This is a genomic window from Amaricoccus sp. B4 (assembly GCF_043226085.1).
Lineage (GTDB): Bacteria > Pseudomonadota > Alphaproteobacteria > Rhodobacterales > Rhodobacteraceae > Amaricoccus.
On sequence record NZ_CP171226.1, the window covers coordinates 44,213 to 59,133 of the forward strand.

A 14,921-nucleotide genomic window follows, 5' to 3' on the forward strand; every position below is an offset into this window, starting at 1 on the left:
GCGCCCATCGCATTCGCTTCGGTCGTTCATTCGGGCCATTGATGCGGCGTGTCGCCGCGGCGCTTCGGTTCAGGCCGCCACGGCGGCGGAGATCCTCGGATCGAGCACGCCGCTTGCGTAGCGTGCCGCCATTTCATCCATCGGGATCACCTTGATCCGGGAGGCATTTCCGGCGGTGCCGAACCGTTCGAACCGGTCGCGGCAGAGGTCTTCGAGTTCCTTCATCGCCGGAATCAGGAACTTGCGGGGGTCGAATTCCTTCGGCTTGTCCATCGCGACCTTGCGGAACTGGCCGGTCATCGCCATGCGGCAATCGGTGTCGATGTTGACCTTGCGCACGCCCATGGCGATGCCGCGCTCGATTTCCTCGACGGGGACGCCCCAGGTCTGCGGCATGTCGCCGCCCGACGCGTTGATGAGATCCTGGAGATACTGCGGCACCGAGGAGGAGCCATGCATCACCAGATGCGTCGAGGGCAGTTTCTCGTGGATCGCCTCGATGGTGGACATCGCGAGGATCTCGCCATCGGGCTTGCGGGAGAACTTGTAGGCGCCGTGGCTGGTGCCGCAGGCGATGGCGAGGGCGTCGCAGCGGGTCTTCATCACGAAGTCGACGGCCTGATCCGGGTCGGTCAGGAGCTGATCGTGGGAGAGGGTGCCTTCCGCCCCCGATCCGTCCTCCGCCGCGGCCTCGCCGGTCTCGAGGCTGCCCAGCACGCCGAGTTCGCCCTCGACGCTCGCCCCCACTGCATGGGCCGCGTCCGCGACGCGGGCGGTGATCGCGACGTTGTAGTCGTAGGAGGCAGGGGTCTTCATGTCGGCCTCGAGCGAGCCGTCCATCATCACCGAGGTGAAGCCGTGCCGGATGGCCGAGAGGCAGGTCGCCTCATTGTTGCCGTGATCCTGATGGAGGCACACGGGGATGTCCGGGTTCATCTCGGCCAGAGCCTCGACCATGTGGCGCAGCATGATGTCGCCGGCATAGGAACGGGCGCCGCGGCTCGCTTGCAGGATCACGGGGGCATCGCAGCTTCGCGCCGCCTTCATGATCGCGAGCCCCTGCTCCATGTTGTTGATGTTGAAGGCCGGGACGCCGTAGTTGCGGTCGGCGGCGTCGTCGAGCAGTTGTCTCAGCGTGATGAGTGCCATGCGTGGGTCTCCCTGTTGTCTTGCCGCCGCGTCAGACGAGGCGCCGGGCCGCTTCGACGACGGCCTCCGGGGTGATGCCGAAATGCCGGTAAAGCTCGGGGGCGGGCGCCGATGCGCCGAAGCCGGTCATGCCGATGAAGACGTCCGTCGTCGCGAGCATGGTGCACCAGCCCTGCCGGACCGCGGCCTCGATGCCGATGCGCCGGGCGGTGCCGAGAACTCCGGCGCGATAGCTCTCGTCCTCTGCCGCGAAGCGCTCGAAGCAGGGGGCGGAGACCACCGCGGCCTCGATGCCGTCGACGGCGAGCACCTCGGCGGCCTGCATGGCAATCTCGACCTCGGAGCCGGTGGCGATGAGCGTCACATCGCGCGGCCCATCCGTTTCGCGGAGCACATAGGCGCCGCGGGCGGTGAGGTTCTCACCCGCATGTCTGGTGCGCAGGGTGGGAAGGCCCTGGCGCGAGAGGCAGAGGACGGATGGCGTGCTCGTGGAGAGCAGGGCGCATTCCCAGGCCTCGGCGGTTTCTACCGCATCGGCGGGGCGGAACACATCGAGGTTGGGCATGGCGCGGAGCGAGGCCAGGTGCTCGACGGGCTGGTGCGTCGGGCCATCCTCGCCGAGGCCGATCGAGTCGTGGGTCATGACATAGATGACCGGACGCGCCATCAGGGCGGAGAGCCGGATCGCCGGACGGCAGTAGTCGGCGAAGGCGAGGAAGGTGCCGCCATAGGGGATGAAGCCGCCGTGGAGCGAAATCCCGTTCATGATCGCGGCCATCGCGTGTTCGCGGATGCCATAGTGGATGTAGTTGCCGCTGAAATCGCCGGGCCGGACCGGGGTCATGCCCCTGCTTCGGGTATTGTTCGAACCGGTGAGATCGGCAGAGCCGCCGATGGTGTTGGGAAGGGTGGCATTCACCACTTCGAGCGCCATTTCCGAGGCCTTGCGGGTCGCGACCTTCGGCGCTTCCTCCGAGAGCTTTCGCGTGTGGTTCCGGATCGCCGAACGCAGCGCATCGGCATCAGGGCCGAGGAGGGAGGCCTCGAATGCAGCGGCCTCAGGCGCCCCTGTGCGGCGGGCCTCCCAGGCTGCGCGCGCCCTTGCGCCGCGTTCGGCGACCGCGCGCCAGCCCGCATAGATCTCCGAAGGCATCTCGAACGGAGGGGAGGCCCATCCGAGTGCTTCGCGGGTGGCGGCAATCTCTTCGGCACCGAGAGGGGCGCCATGGGTTGCTGCGGTGCCCTGCTTGTTGGGGGCACCGAAGCCGATGAGGGTCTTGCAGGCGACGAGAGAGGGGCGGGGATCGCTCTGGGCCGCATCAATCGCGGCGGCAATCGCCTCCTTGTCGTGTCCGTCGATCTCCTGGACATGCCAGCCGGCGGCGGCGAAGCGCGCGGGCTGGCTCGTCGAGGTGGAGAGGTCGGTCGCGCCGTCGATGGTGATGCCGTTGTCGTCCCAGAAGACGATCAGGCGACCGAGGCCGAGATGGCCTGCAAAGTCGATGGCCTCGTGGCTGATCCCTTCCATCAGGCAGCCATCGCCCGCGATGACATAGGTGAAGTGATCGGCCAAGCCATCGCCGAAGCGGGCATTCTGCATCCGCTCGGCGAGTGCCATGCCGACCGCAGTGGTGATGCCCTGACCGAGCGGGCCGGTGGTGGTCTCGATGCCCTTGGCGTGGCCATATTCGGGATGGCCGGCGGTGCGGGAGCCCATCTGGCGGAAGGCGCGGAGCTGCGACATGGGCATGTCATCGTAGCCGAGCAGGTGATTGATGGCATAGACCAGCATGGAGCCGTGACCCGCCGACATGACGAACCGGTCGCGGTCGGGCCAGGCGGCGTCCGCCGGGTCGATCTTCATGAAGCGGTTGAAGAGAACGGTTGCGACATCGGCCATGCCCATCGGCGCGCCGGGGTGGCCGGAGCTGGCGGCCTCCACCGCGTCCATGGCGAGCACCCGGATCGCATTGGCCATGAGGTCTTCGGTGGTCTTCGAAATCGGGGTGATCTTGTTCATGTTCTTTCTCCCTCGGGCCGCGCTCAGGCGCGCCGGGACTCGGTGACGAGGCGCTTGACCATCGGCGTGAAGATGAGCTGCATCGCGAGATCCATCTTGCCGCCCGGAATGACGATGGAATTGGCGCGGGACATCCAGCTCCCCTGGATCATCGAGATGAGATAGGGAAAATCGATGCCGCGCGGGCTCTTGAAGCGGATCACCACGAGGCTCTCGTCGGCGGTCGGGATCCAGCGCGCGATGAAGGGGTCGGAGGTATCGACCACCGGAACACGCTGGAAATTCACGTCCGTCTCGATGAACTGCGGGCAGATGCAGTGCACGTAGGCGTGCATCCGGCGCAGGATCGTGTCGGTGACAGCCTCTGTGGTGTAGCCGCGGCTGGCCTTGTCGCGGTGGATCTTCTGGATCCATTCCAGATTGATGACCGGCACCACGCCGATCTTGAGATCCGCGAGCGTGGCGAGATTTACCGCGTCGTTGACGACCGCGCCGTGCAGGCCCTCGTAGAAGAGCAGGTCGGAGCCTTCCGCGATGGGTTCCCATTCGGTGAAGGTGCCGGGCGCGGCATTCCAGCGGGCGGCTTCGGTCTCGTCGTGGACATAATGGCGGGTCGTGCCCGCCCCGGTCTCGCCGTAGCTCCGGAAGACCTCTTCAAGCTTGTCGAGGACGTTGGCGTCGTAGCTGAAATGGCTGAAGGTCTCGTCGCCTGCGGCCTTGCGTGCCTCAAGCTCGGCCTTCATCGCCGCACGGTCGTAGCGGTGGAAGGCATCGCCCTCGATGGTGGCCGCCTTGATGCCCTCGCGGCGGAAGATCTGGTCGAAGGTATGCTTGACCGTCGTCGTGCCCGCGCCGGAGGAGCCTGTGACCGAGATGATGGGATGCTTCTTGCTCATTTCACTTCTTTTTCTGGCATCTGGAGCGGATCAGGCGCGGAAGAGGCCGCGGGACCCGAAAAGGGCGGAAACCTCGTCCTCGGGTTCGTCGTGATAGGTCGCCACGCGCGTCACCTCGTTGGAGGATCCGAAGACGAGGGGTGTGCGTGCGTGAAGCGCGCTGGCGCTTTTCGAGAGGATGGGTGTGCTGCCATCAGTGGCGCGTCCGCCGGCCTGCTCGATGATGAAGGCGATGGGCGCGCATTCGTAGACCATGCGCAGCCGCCCCTGTCGGTAGGCCGGACGCTCGTCGCCGGGGTAAAGGAAGATGCCGCCGCGCGTCAGGATACGGTGGGTCTCGGCGACGAGAGAGGCGATCCAGCGCATGTTGAACGTGCCCTGGCGCGGACCGTTCTCGCCCGCGAGGCAATCATCCACATAGGCCCGGACCGGCTTCACCCAGCGGCTGTAGTTCGAGGTGTTGATCGCGAATTCGCGGGTGCGCGCCGGAAGGCTGACCGCCTGCTCGACAAGCTCGAAGCGCCGGGTCTGGCGGTCGAGGACGAAATGGAGCGTGCCCTTGCCGAAGGTCAGCATCAGCGCGGTGTGTGGGCCGTAGATCACGTAACCTGCGGCGATCTGTTCCGATCCCGGGCGCAGGAAGCTCGCCTCGGCCGTCTCCCGGGCCTCGAAGATCGAGAAGATCGTGCCGATCGAGACGTTTACGTCGATGTTGGAAGACCCGTCGAGCGGGTCCATGGCGAGCGCGAGCCGGCCCTCGGGGTCGATGTCGATTGCTGTCTCGCGTTCTTCGGAGGCGTAGTAGCGCACGCCGGTGCCGGGCAGTGCCGCGGCAAAGGCCTCATCCGCGATCACGTCGAGCGCCTTCTGATCGTCGCCGTGGCCGGTGCCGCCGACATGGTCGCCGAGGGACTGGCCGAGCGGACCCTGCGCGATCTTCGCCGAAAGCCCTGCCGAAATCCGGCAGATCGCATTGACTGCCGGAAAGAGCGGCTCGGGAACGTGGCGGGCATCAATGGCCGAAGGTTCCGCTAACATGTTGGTCCACCCTGTCTGTTCGATTGCGTCTGCTGCGCTTTGATCTTGTCTTTCCACACTGCGGGGGAATAGAAAATTTAAAATATTGGAACCAGGATTCAGGAAAATCTAATGCCGCGTCTCGAAGCGATCACGCTGAAGCAGATTCGCGCCGTCCGGGCGGTGGCGGAGCAGGGCTCGATCAAGGGCGCGGCTGAGGCGACGGGGCTGACGCCGCCTGCGGTTCACAGCCAGATCCGCGCCATCGAGGAGAACTTCCGCTGCAAGCTGATCGACCGGACCTCTTCCGGGCGGTTCGAACTCACGCCGGAGGGGCGGGCTGTGGCCGCTGCCGAGGAGACCATCCGCGTGGCGCTTCAGGGATGCGTGGAGAAGGTTCGCGCGCTTCGCGAAGGGCAGGCGGGCGTGGTGATCCTTGGCGTTGTGAGCACGGGAAAATACTTCGCGCCGGGGCTCGTTGCGCAGCTCCGCCGGGCCTTTCCGGACATCGACGTCATCCTCCGCGTCGGCAATCGGGATTCCATTCTTGCCGCTTTGCAGCAAGGCACGGTCGAGCTTGTGATCATGGGGCGCCCGCCGCGCACGCCTCCGGTGGTTTCTGTGCCGTTGGGCGCGCATCCGCATGTGCTGATTGCCTCGCCCGAGAACCCACTGGCAAAGGCCGGGCGTTTCACCGCCGGTGCCCTGCTCGACGAAACCTTTTTCGGGCGCGAGGAGGGCTCGGGCACGCGCATCCTGATGACGCGCTATCTCGACCGGATCGGCGAGGGGACGCCTTACCGGATGATCGAAATGGGTACCAACGAGACGATCAAGCAGGCGGTGATGGCAAATCTCGGCATCGCGCTCATCTCGCAGCACACGGTGACGGAAGAGCTGCGCTCGGGGCGGCTGGTGTGCCTCGACCATGAGGGGTTGCCGATCGCGCGGACCTGGTTCCTGCTCCATCGGCAGGACCTCGACCTGACGCCGACGATCCAGCGGGTCTTCGCGCATATCGCCGGTCTCGGCGGCTCCTTCCTGCCAACGATTTGAGCGGCCGTCGTGTTGCGGAATGCTGCGGTGCAGCGGGTGGTTTGGCGCGGTCTCGAGCTCGGTGCCGCCGCTGCCTCACGGGCGGGCGCTGCCGGCGGGGGGCGAGGTGACAGGCCGCGGTTCGGGTGCCGCGGATCGAGGCCTTCGGCAGAGATCAGGGGGCGGTGTCTCGCTGCGGCCCCTGCCGGACGGGGAAGGTTGCCGGGGCAGGCTTCGCCGGGCTCGCGGAGGGGTCAGTTCGCGCGGTGCCGCAACGCTGACGAAACCTGGACCGGGCGGTCGGCCGGCTGAACACCTGGGCACGATCCGGGCTGCCATCCGCCACGAACCGTTGTGCCGGGCACCTATGGCGTCACCCGCGCGCCCAGTTGATTGTCGGGTGCCGGAGAGCCCGGGTCCGGTCAGAAATCGAGACCAAGGTCTAGGGTGCGGACCGAGTGGGTGAGGGCCCCGACCGAAATGTAGTCAACTCCGGTGGCGGCGACGGCGGCGATGCGCTCCAGTCGCATGTTGCCGGAGGCCTCGGTGATCATGCGACGATCGACCATTTCGACCGCGCGCCGCATTGTCTCGGTGTCCATGTTGTCGAGCAGCACGACATCCGCGCCGCCCGCAGCGATCACCTCCTCGAGCTGGTCGAGTCGGTCCACCTCGATCTCGATGCGCATCATGTGCGAGGTCACGGCATGGGCGGCCTCCAGCACCTCGCGCACGCCGCCGGCTGCGGCGATATGGTTGTCCTTGATGAGGACGGCATCGCCAAGGCTGTAGCGGTGGGGGTGGCCGCCGCCGTGGATCACCGCCTGTTTCTCGATGATCCGCAGGCCGGGTGTGGTCTTGCGGGTGCAGGCGATGCGGGCGTCGGTGCCTCGGGTCTCGGCGGCAAAGGCGGCCGTCTGGGTCGCGATGCCGGCCATGCGGCCCGCGAAGTTGAGGGCAACGCGCTCGGCCTGCAGCAGCGAATGGGCCCGGCCGGTGATTTCCATCAGGAGATCGCCCGGGGCGCAGGGTGCGCCGTCGGGCACGATGACGCGAATGTCGAGCTCGGCATCGACGAGACGGAAGGCAAGCGCCGCGATCTGCATGCCGGAGACGATCCCCGGTTCCCGCGCGACCATGCGGGCCTGCCATGTCGTGGCGTAGGGAATGACCGCCCGGGTGGTGACGTCGCCCGAAAGGCCGAGATCCTCCAGCAGCGCATTGCGCACCAGAGGTTCAAGCATCAGGTCGGGCAGGGTATTGTAGGCGGTCCTCATTCTCACTCCTCGGACAACCGGCCGCGCAGGGTGAGCGCGTCGGCGAGAGTCATTCGGCTGCGATGGGCAAGCTCGGGGCGGGGGTTCGGGAAGTCCGTGCGGAAGTGGCCGCCACGGGACTCCTCGCGCAGCCAGGCCGCGGCCGCGATGAGCGTCGCGGTTGCGGTCATGTTGAGGAAGGAGGCAGAGCCGCCCGCGGTGGCCTCGAGCCGGGCGATGGTGCGAAGCGCGTGTCGAAGGCCGGTCGCATCGCGCACGACGCCCACGCAATCGGTCATGGTGCGGCGCAGTTCGGCCATGGCGCCCGGGTCGGGCTGATCGCTCGTGCCTTCGAAACGCACGTCGATCGAGGCTGCGGGCTGGTCGGGGGAGGTGCGACAGGACGCATCGATGTCGCGGGCGCAGAGATCGGCGTAGACAAGCGCCTCGAGAAGGCCGTTGGACGCAAGGCGGTTGGCGCCGTGGAGGCCCGTCGAGCTTGCCTCGCCGCAGACCCAGAGGCCAGCGAGGCTCGTGCGCCCGGAGGCGTCGGCCTCGATGCCGCCCATATGGTAATGTGCGGCCGCCGCCACCGGGATCGGGGCCTGGACAGGATCGAGGCCGGCGCGGATGCAGGCTTCGGTGACGGCGGGAAACTCGGTGAGGATGCGCTTGCCGAGCACGGCGCGGGTGTCGAGCATCGGCCGGAGCCCGGCCTGGCTCTGGGCAAAGATGGCACGGGCGACGATGTCGCGCGGTGCGAGCTCGGCATCCGGATGAACGCTCAGCATGAAGCGCTCGCCGTCGCGGTTGATGAGCACGGCGCCTTCTCCGCGCAGGGCTTCGGTCGCGAGGGGCGCCGGGTCTTCGCCGGTGTCGATGGCGGTCGGATGGAACTGGACAAATTCGGCATCGGCGATCACGGCGCCCGCGCGGGCCGCCATGCCGATCACCTGGCCGCGAATGCGCGGGGGATTGGTGGTGAGAGCGAAAAGCCCGCCCGAGCCGCCGCCCGCAAGCAGATAGGCCGGCCCCTTGAGCAGGATGGGCGCCGAGCCGACAGGGCCGGAGGATGTGATGCGCAGGCCGGTGACGCGGCCGCCTTCGGTCTCGAGCCCCGTTGCCATGGCGCCTTCGAGAATCTGGACCGAGGGCGTCGCGCGGACCTCGGCAATGAGGGCCTGCATGATTTCCCGGCCCGCCTGGTCGCCCCGCACGCGCACGACGCGCGCGAAGCTGTGTGCGGCTTCGCGCGAGAGCACATAGCCGCCCTCGGGTGTCCGGTCGAAGGGCGCGCCGATCCGGGTGAGCGCCAGGATGTGCTCGCGCGCGGCTTCGGTCACGCGGGTTGCGACATCATGATCGACGATGCCGGCGCCCGCGATCTCGGTGTCATGGGCATGGGAGGCGGCCGTGTCGCGAGCGTCCATCGCCGCGGCAACGCCGCCCTGCGCCCAGGCCGAGCTGGCGCCCGCGCCAAGGGTCTCGGGTGATACGACCACCACCGGCCGCGGCGCGAGGCGCAGCGCGGCATAGAGGGCCCCAAGGCCCGCGCCGACGATGACGACACGGCCGGTCTCGATGGTCTGGGCGGTCATCGGCGGCAGCTCGTCAGCGGGCGAGAGAGCGGGACAGGTCGATCATGCGCTCGATCGCCACGCGCGCCTTCGCGGAGATCTCGGGATCGACGACGACCTCCTCGCTCATGGTGTGGAGCGAATAGAGGATCTTCTCGAGCGAGATCTTCTTCATGTAGGGGCACATGTTGCAGGGCTTTGCGAACTCGACCTCGGGCAGCTCGTCCGAAATGTTGGCAGCCATGGAGCATTCGGTGACGAGCATGGCCTTGGCGGGCTTGTGCTTGTGCACCCAGTCGATGATGCCGCTGGTCGAGCCGGTGAAATCGGCCTCCGCGACAACCTCGGGTGTGCATTCGGGATGCGCGATGATCTTGGTGTCGGGCTCGAACTCCCGGTAGGCCCGGAGATCCTCGGCGGTGTAGAGCTCGTGCACGATGCAGGAGCCCGGCCAGAACACGACCTTCTTGGTCGAGGCATTGGCGACATTCTGGGCCAGATACTGGTCCGGGGTCATGATGACCGTGTCGCTTTCCATCGCCTCGACGATCTGGAGCGCGTTGGCGGAGGTGCAGCAAATGTCGGATGCAGCCTTCACTTCCGCGGTGGTGTTCACATAGCTCACGACCGGTGCGCCGGGATATTTCGCGCGCATCTCCTCCACGCCCTCGGCGGTGATCGATTCGGCGAGGGAGCATCCCGCCGTCATGTCGGGGATGAGAACGGTCTTCGACGGATTGAGGATCTTCGAGGTCTCGGCCATGAAATGAACGCCGCACTGCACGATCACATCCGCGGTCACTTCGGTCGCCTTGATGGCGAGCTGAAGGCTGTCGCCGACGTAGTCGGCCACGCCGTGATAGATCTCGGGCGTCATGTAATTATGGGCCAGAATGAACGCGTTGCGTTTCTTCTTCAGCCTGTTGATCTCAAGCACATAGGGTGCATAGATCGCCCAGTCCGCCGGCGAGATCACACGATCGGTACGCGCGTAGATCTCTTTCGTTGCCTCGGCCTTGTCGAGCGATGGTACGAGATCATAATGCTCGGCGAGCGTGGACCTCAAAAGCATGGTGTCCAGCAATTTCCTTCCTCCCCCCACGGGCTGACGCGGCGTTTTATGACTTTGGCGCGACTGTTTCCACCAGATATGGAGATCTGCGCACTTTTTTTCCAGAAGCGGGACCTCAAGCTGCGGTGGAGGCGGGCGCGGCTCAGCCCGGGGCCCGGCCACCTAGCCAGGAAAACGCGTCCCCGACGAAGGTGGCGGCATCCCCGGCGGGGCATGCCCCATGCGCGATGATCGCCCGCTCGATCGGCCAGGCGAGAATGCGCTCGAGGGCCTGCCGCGCGGCGCCGCGATCGAGGAAGCTCGCGCGCCATTCGCGCGGCGCACCCGGGTGCGGGGCGACAATGCCGTCAAGGCGGGCAGCGACCGCGCGCCAGCCGCTCACCCAGTCCTGCGGCAGGTTTTCGATCAGATCGGCGAAGATCGCTGTCCTGCTTGCCAGGTGGAAGAAGACAACTTCCGTCATCGCGAAACTGCCGTGAAGCGGTTGCTGATCGATCTGACCCTGCCAGGCGGGGTCGGGTTCATCGCCGAGTATGGTATCGAAGGCGAGATCCGTGCGACGCCGCGTCAGGCCGGGCGCGGCATGAAGCCGGGCCTCCGGCCATGCGGCCTTCCAGTGCCCGAGGAAAAGATGGTGCAGCAGGTTGGGAGAAACGACCTCCTGAACCGGCCCGAGAGCGTTGACCTCCGCCCGAAGTGGCTCTGAAAGCGCGATGGGAGACCAGACGAAGAGGCCGCCTGACGCGAGGCGGATCACGGCCATCCGGGTCGGGTAGCGAAACCCGGCGTAGAACGGCACCGTCGGACCCTCGCATGTCCAGATATCAGGTCCGAACGGCACGAGTTGCGCTGACATGGCGTTTCTCTCCCTGCGAAGAGCATTCTGTCCTTATCACGCCGGCGGCCGGCAAGCCACGTAAAGGGCGGGGAGGTTGCGCCGCAAAAGAAATATTGCGTATGCGAATTCATATACCCATATTTCTGGAAGGATCAGCGCATAAATGGTGCTGCTGGCGGTGATTTCGGGTCGAAGATCGCGTGGTGCGGTGCCGTGCATCGAGCTTTCAGTACGGCGCGTACGCCGCAGCGCTGGATACGTTGTTGAAACTGCTTTGCGTGCATAACGGCGGAGCGATCGTCTGAAGCAGGCGTTCAGGTGTGAGCGGCCGGAACGGTCGGGAGCGCAAAGGCATCTCGTGATCCGAACGATCGCGCAAGGAGGAACGGGCAGTGAGTGAGGATTTCATGACGTCGTTGCGCGAGGCAGGCCGTGCGCTGCGTCGGCGTCCGCTCGGAGCGACCGCTGGGCTTCTCCACCGGACCTTCTCCGGATCGGGGGGCAGCCCGCGTCGGCGCGTATCGGGATTTGGCGAGGAGCCCGAAAGCTGGGCCGGCGCGCCCGGTTCGGATGCGGGCCAGGCCGATGCGGGCGCACCGCAGCGGACCTTGGGTGAGGCAGTCCGGCTGCTGCGCGGCGGGCGCGCGGCGCTCGGAGAGGTAGCAGACCGGCTGCGCGGGCCCGCGCCGGACGTCGAGGTGCCGGACGGCGCCGGGTTTCATACCCACAGCTTCGCCTGCAAGGCGGGCGCACGGGATTATCGGCTCTACGTGCCCTCTCTGGTAACGCGGCGGGCGGAAGGGCTCCTGCTCATGCTGCATGGGTGTACGCAAAGTCCGGAGGATTTTGCGATCGGGACCGACATGAACGCGCTTGCCGAGCGCGAGGGACTGATCGTGGCCTATCCGGCTCAGACGAGTGCCCACAGCATGATGCAGTGCTGGAACTGGTTCCGGCCGGGCGACCAGATGCGCGGTGCCGGAGAGCCGGCGATCCTTGCAGGTCTCGTCGAGCATCTGGGCGAGGTCTACGGGCTCGCGTCCGGGCGCGTCTATGCAGCGGGCCTGTCGGCGGGTGGGGCGATGGCCGCTATTCTTGCCGAGACCTATCCTGATCTTTTCGAGGCGGTCGGTGTGCATTCCGGGATCGCGCCGGGTGCGGCGAGCGATGTCCTGAGCGCGTTTGCAGCCATGCGCGGCGAGTTTGGTCATGCCGGGGAACTTGAACGTGACGCGCCGCTGCCGCGGATGATCGTCTTTCACGGTGGCGCGGACCGGATGGTTCACCCGGCCAATGCGGAGCGCATCGTGCGCGCGGCGCGGGCGCGGCTTCCTCAGGGGGAGATCCGAGAGGAAGAGGGGTATGCCCCGGGCGGGCGGGCCTTTCGGCGGTTGCTCATCGAGGGGGGCGGCGGTGTTCCCGAGGTCGAAAGCTGGATGATTGACGGGGCTGGACATGCCTGGTCCGGCGGGAGGCCGGGCGGCAGCTTCACCGACCCCGAAGGACCGGATGCATCGAAGGAGATGATGCGGTTCTTTCTCCGCGAGCCGGTATCCCGCGCGGCGTGAGTCACGTGTGACAGGGTCTGTGCGGCCTCTTGCGGCAGGTTCGCGCCGCAGGCAGCGCCTTCAGGCAATTTCCTTTGCAAGAGCTTCGAGCTGATCGGCGCATTGACCCCATCCGCTGTGGAAGCCCATGGCTTCATGGCGGGCGCGGTCTTCGGCACTCCAGTGCCTCACGCGTGCGGTATAGCGTGTGCCCTCCCCTTCATCATCGAGAGTGAGGACAAGGGTCATGAAAGGCTTCTCGCTTGGCCGCCATCCTGCCCTGTAGGCATCCGTCGATACGAGGCGGCGTTCTGGCTCGAGATCAAGGATCACGCCCTCGTTCGGGAATTCCTCGCCGTCCGGGCTGCGCATCGTAACGTTGAAGGCGCCGCCGGGCCGGAGATCGATTTCGGCTGCGGGTGTCGTCCAGGGCAGCGGCGTGAACCAGCGGCAGAGCAACTCCGGCTGGGTCCAGGCGCGCCATATCGCCGGGCGGGGCGCGGCAAGCAGCCGGTCGAGCACAAGTTCATGTTCGGCAGCGGTGTCGAGGTGTGGGCTGTCCATGTCTGGCTGTCTTTCTGGTCTTGGGCCGGCGTTCGCTCCGGTGTTCGGGTCTAAGGACAGGAGTTCCGGAGCGGCATGCCTGTCCGGTTGGGGCGGTCTCACCCGATATTAGACCAAACCCGCTTCAGATTGAATCGCAGTCTGCAATTGGATCGTGGCCGAATTCAAGGATCCGGACCGACTCCTGGGTCCGGGCCGGTTCCGCGCGAACCGCATTCGCTCTGCCTCGATGACCGACGCCTGTGACCAGTTTGTCAATGATATCTCCCGAAGGCCGGGGGTCATACCGCACCCTGACATTCAATCCCAGGCTGAGAAGGCATCGGAATTGCTGGAGTATCATCGGATGCCTTCTGATTACATCAAACAGGCGATGAGGGCCCTTGATTGCGAAATCCGGGTTTACGAGCTGCATGCGGATCCGGGAGCTTTGCCGGGAAATTGGTTCGCTGAATCGTTTCGGCCTCATCCGTTCATCGGCGAGAAGCACCCTTGCGAACAATGTCATGTGATCTCAAAACGGGTATTTACTGCAAGCTCAGACCTGGATGGCTTGCTGTGCCGGTGAGCGGGGAATTGGGCGCGTCTTGTTTCCCGTGCGCTGGCGTTGCGCGGTGAGCTGCGGCTGGCGGTCCACACTGCGAACTCCGGGGCGGTTGCTTGCCAGAGAAGCTCTGGTTTCGCGGGGCTGCCAGAGGCGCCGTTCGATGCGGAAGGCCGTCCGTTCGGAAAAATTCGGATCGGGCTGACGGGCAAACGTGCCGGGGCATTTTCCCGTTGCCGCACGCTGCACCGCGTTATGCCGTAACTTTTCGGTAATATTACAGAAATATCGAGGGGATAGGCGCGGCGCTCGCCGGCGCGACCTTGTCTAGCCCGGCCGAAGGGCGGGGTGTGACGCCGATGGTCACGGTTTCGTCTTCCGGGCCTGATAGGACAGGATGAGGCGAGGCATGAGCGCAGCAAGATCCCCGCATAGGCCTTATGGCTCGGGTGCGTTTCTTTTTGCGATGCAGGGAAGAATGCTGCAAAAGCAAACCATTCAGCTGCGATCTAAAGTTTCCATGATTGCCGAAAACTATTTCCATATCTGGCCTTCCCCCCTCCTCAAAAGTCGTTAAAGTTGCTGCAATGCAACATAGATCCGAAGTGTTTGCGCTGCAGAATCGGAGACCTGAATGTTTTCACTGGCGGGCCAGAAGGCTCTCATTGTGGGTATCGCGAACGATCAGTCCATTGCCTACGGCTGTGCGCGCGCAATGCGACAGATGGGGGCGGATATCGCAGTCACCTATCTCAACGAAAAGGCGGAACGGTTCGTGAGGCCGATTGCCGAAGAACTCGAGGCAGAGATCTTCATGCCGCTCGATGTCAGCAGGCCTGGCGAGCTGGAAGCTCTCTATGCCGAGATCGGCTCGAAATGGGGTCGGCTCGACACACTGCTCCATTCCATTGCCTTCTGCCCGAAGGAGGATCTTCACGGCCGGGTCGTTGATTGTTCGTCCGAGGGGTTCGGCCTCGCGATGGACATCTCGGTGCATTCCTTCCTGCGCATGATACGGCTCGCCGAGCCGCTGATGCACGAGGGTGGCACCTGCATGACCGTCTCCTTCTACGGCTCGGAGAAGGTGGTCGAGCATTACAACGTGATGGGGCCGGTCAAGGCCGCGCTCGAATCCGTCGTGCGTTATGCCGCGGCCGAAATGGGCCCGAAGGGCATCTCGGTTCACGCGCTGTCACCGGGGCCCCTCAAGACCCGGGCAGCTTCGGGGATCGCCGAGTTCGACGATCTCCTGAACGCGGCCGCGGCGCGTGCGCCCACCCACATGCTGGCGACCATCGATGACGTGGGTGCCTATGCGGCATTTCTCGCCAGCAGAGAGGCATTCAACGTGACGGGTGGAGTTCATCCCATCGACGGCGGCTACAGCATCGTAGGCTGAAGGATAT

13 protein-coding genes are annotated in these 14,921 nt (G+C 65.6%); 4 read left to right on the top strand and 9 right to left on the bottom strand.

Annotated elements, in window-relative coordinates; all coding sequences use genetic code 11:
• Nucleotides 1-69: 69 nt before the first annotated feature.
• The 4 genes from fba to ACF66B_RS19035 are packed head-to-tail and all read right to left on the bottom strand — an operon-like array spanning nt 70 to nt 5,103.
• Nucleotides 70-1,149 carry a class II fructose-bisphosphate aldolase gene (gene fba / locus ACF66B_RS19020; protein ID WP_111430698.1) on the bottom strand — a complete coding sequence of 360 codons (1,080 nt, stop codon included), beginning with the start codon at nt 1,147-1,149 and terminating at the stop codon, nt 70-72.
• A 31-nt stretch (nt 1,150-1,180) separates the two neighbouring features.
• Nucleotides 1,181-3,169: a transketolase gene (tkt, locus tag ACF66B_RS19025; RefSeq protein ID WP_111430699.1), complete on the bottom strand. Its 1,989-nt coding sequence runs from the start codon at nt 3,167-3,169 to the stop codon at nt 1,181-1,183.
• A gap of 23 nt (nt 3,170-3,192) precedes the next feature.
• On the bottom strand, nt 3,193-4,065 hold the full coding sequence (locus tag ACF66B_RS19030) for a phosphoribulokinase (protein ID WP_111430700.1): 873 nt from the start codon (nt 4,063-4,065) through the stop codon (nt 3,193-3,195).
• 30 nt (nt 4,066-4,095) lie between these two features.
• Nucleotides 4,096-5,103, bottom strand: a complete 1,008-nt coding sequence (locus ACF66B_RS19035; protein ID WP_111430701.1) for a class 1 fructose-bisphosphatase — start codon at nt 5,101-5,103, stop codon at nt 4,096-4,098.
• 111 nt (nt 5,104-5,214) lie between these two features.
• Between ACF66B_RS19035 and cbbR the strand changes: the two genes are divergently transcribed.
• Complete coding sequence (gene cbbR, locus ACF66B_RS19040) at nt 5,215-6,138, top strand: LysR family regulator CbbR (RefSeq protein ID WP_111430702.1); 924 nt, start codon at nt 5,215-5,217, stop codon at nt 6,136-6,138.
• A 401-nt stretch (nt 6,139-6,539) separates the two neighbouring features.
• Here cbbR and nadC read toward each other — a convergent pair whose 3' ends face one another.
• The 4 genes from nadC to ACF66B_RS19060 all read right to left on the bottom strand — a co-directional run bounded on the left by nadC (nt 6,540) and on the right by ACF66B_RS19060 (nt 10,878).
• Complete coding sequence (gene nadC, locus ACF66B_RS19045; protein ID WP_111430703.1) at nt 6,540-7,394, bottom strand: carboxylating nicotinate-nucleotide diphosphorylase; 855 nt, start codon at nt 7,392-7,394, stop codon at nt 6,540-6,542.
• Between the two features lie 2 nt (nt 7,395-7,396).
• Nucleotides 7,397-8,971, bottom strand: a complete 1,575-nt coding sequence (locus ACF66B_RS19050; RefSeq protein ID WP_111430704.1) for an L-aspartate oxidase — start codon at nt 8,969-8,971, stop codon at nt 7,397-7,399.
• Between the two features lie 13 nt (nt 8,972-8,984).
• Nucleotides 8,985-10,022, bottom strand: a complete 1,038-nt coding sequence (gene nadA, locus ACF66B_RS19055) for a quinolinate synthase NadA (protein ID WP_111430734.1) — start codon at nt 10,020-10,022, stop codon at nt 8,985-8,987.
• Between the two features lie 142 nt (nt 10,023-10,164).
• Nucleotides 10,165-10,878, bottom strand: a complete 714-nt coding sequence (locus tag ACF66B_RS19060; RefSeq protein WP_111430705.1) for a DUF4336 domain-containing protein — start codon at nt 10,876-10,878, stop codon at nt 10,165-10,167.
• 374 nt (nt 10,879-11,252) lie between these two features.
• Here ACF66B_RS19060 and ACF66B_RS19065 point away from each other — a divergent pair, with 374 nt between their 5' ends.
• A complete protein-coding gene (locus ACF66B_RS19065; protein WP_111430706.1) occupies nt 11,253-12,428 on the top strand; it encodes a PHB depolymerase family esterase in 1,176 nt (391 codons plus the stop codon).
• Nucleotides 12,429-12,488: 60 nt separating this feature from the next.
• On the opposite strand, the gene ACF66B_RS19070 is transcribed toward ACF66B_RS19065, so the two are convergent.
• Entirely contained in the window at nt 12,489-12,971 is a 483-nt protein-coding gene (locus ACF66B_RS19070) for an SRPBCC family protein (protein WP_111430707.1), read from the bottom strand.
• A gap of 154 nt (nt 12,972-13,125) precedes the next feature.
• Between ACF66B_RS19070 and ACF66B_RS19075 the strand changes: the two genes are divergently transcribed.
• Both ACF66B_RS19075 and fabI read left to right on the top strand, forming a co-directional pair.
• Complete coding sequence (locus ACF66B_RS19075) at nt 13,126-13,539, top strand: hypothetical protein (RefSeq protein ID WP_162683335.1); 414 nt, start codon at nt 13,126-13,128, stop codon at nt 13,537-13,539.
• A gap of 610 nt (nt 13,540-14,149) precedes the next feature.
• A complete protein-coding gene (fabI, locus tag ACF66B_RS19080; protein WP_111430708.1) occupies nt 14,150-14,914 on the top strand; it encodes an enoyl-ACP reductase FabI in 765 nt (254 codons plus the stop codon).
• Nucleotides 14,915-14,921: the final 7 nt, after the last annotated feature.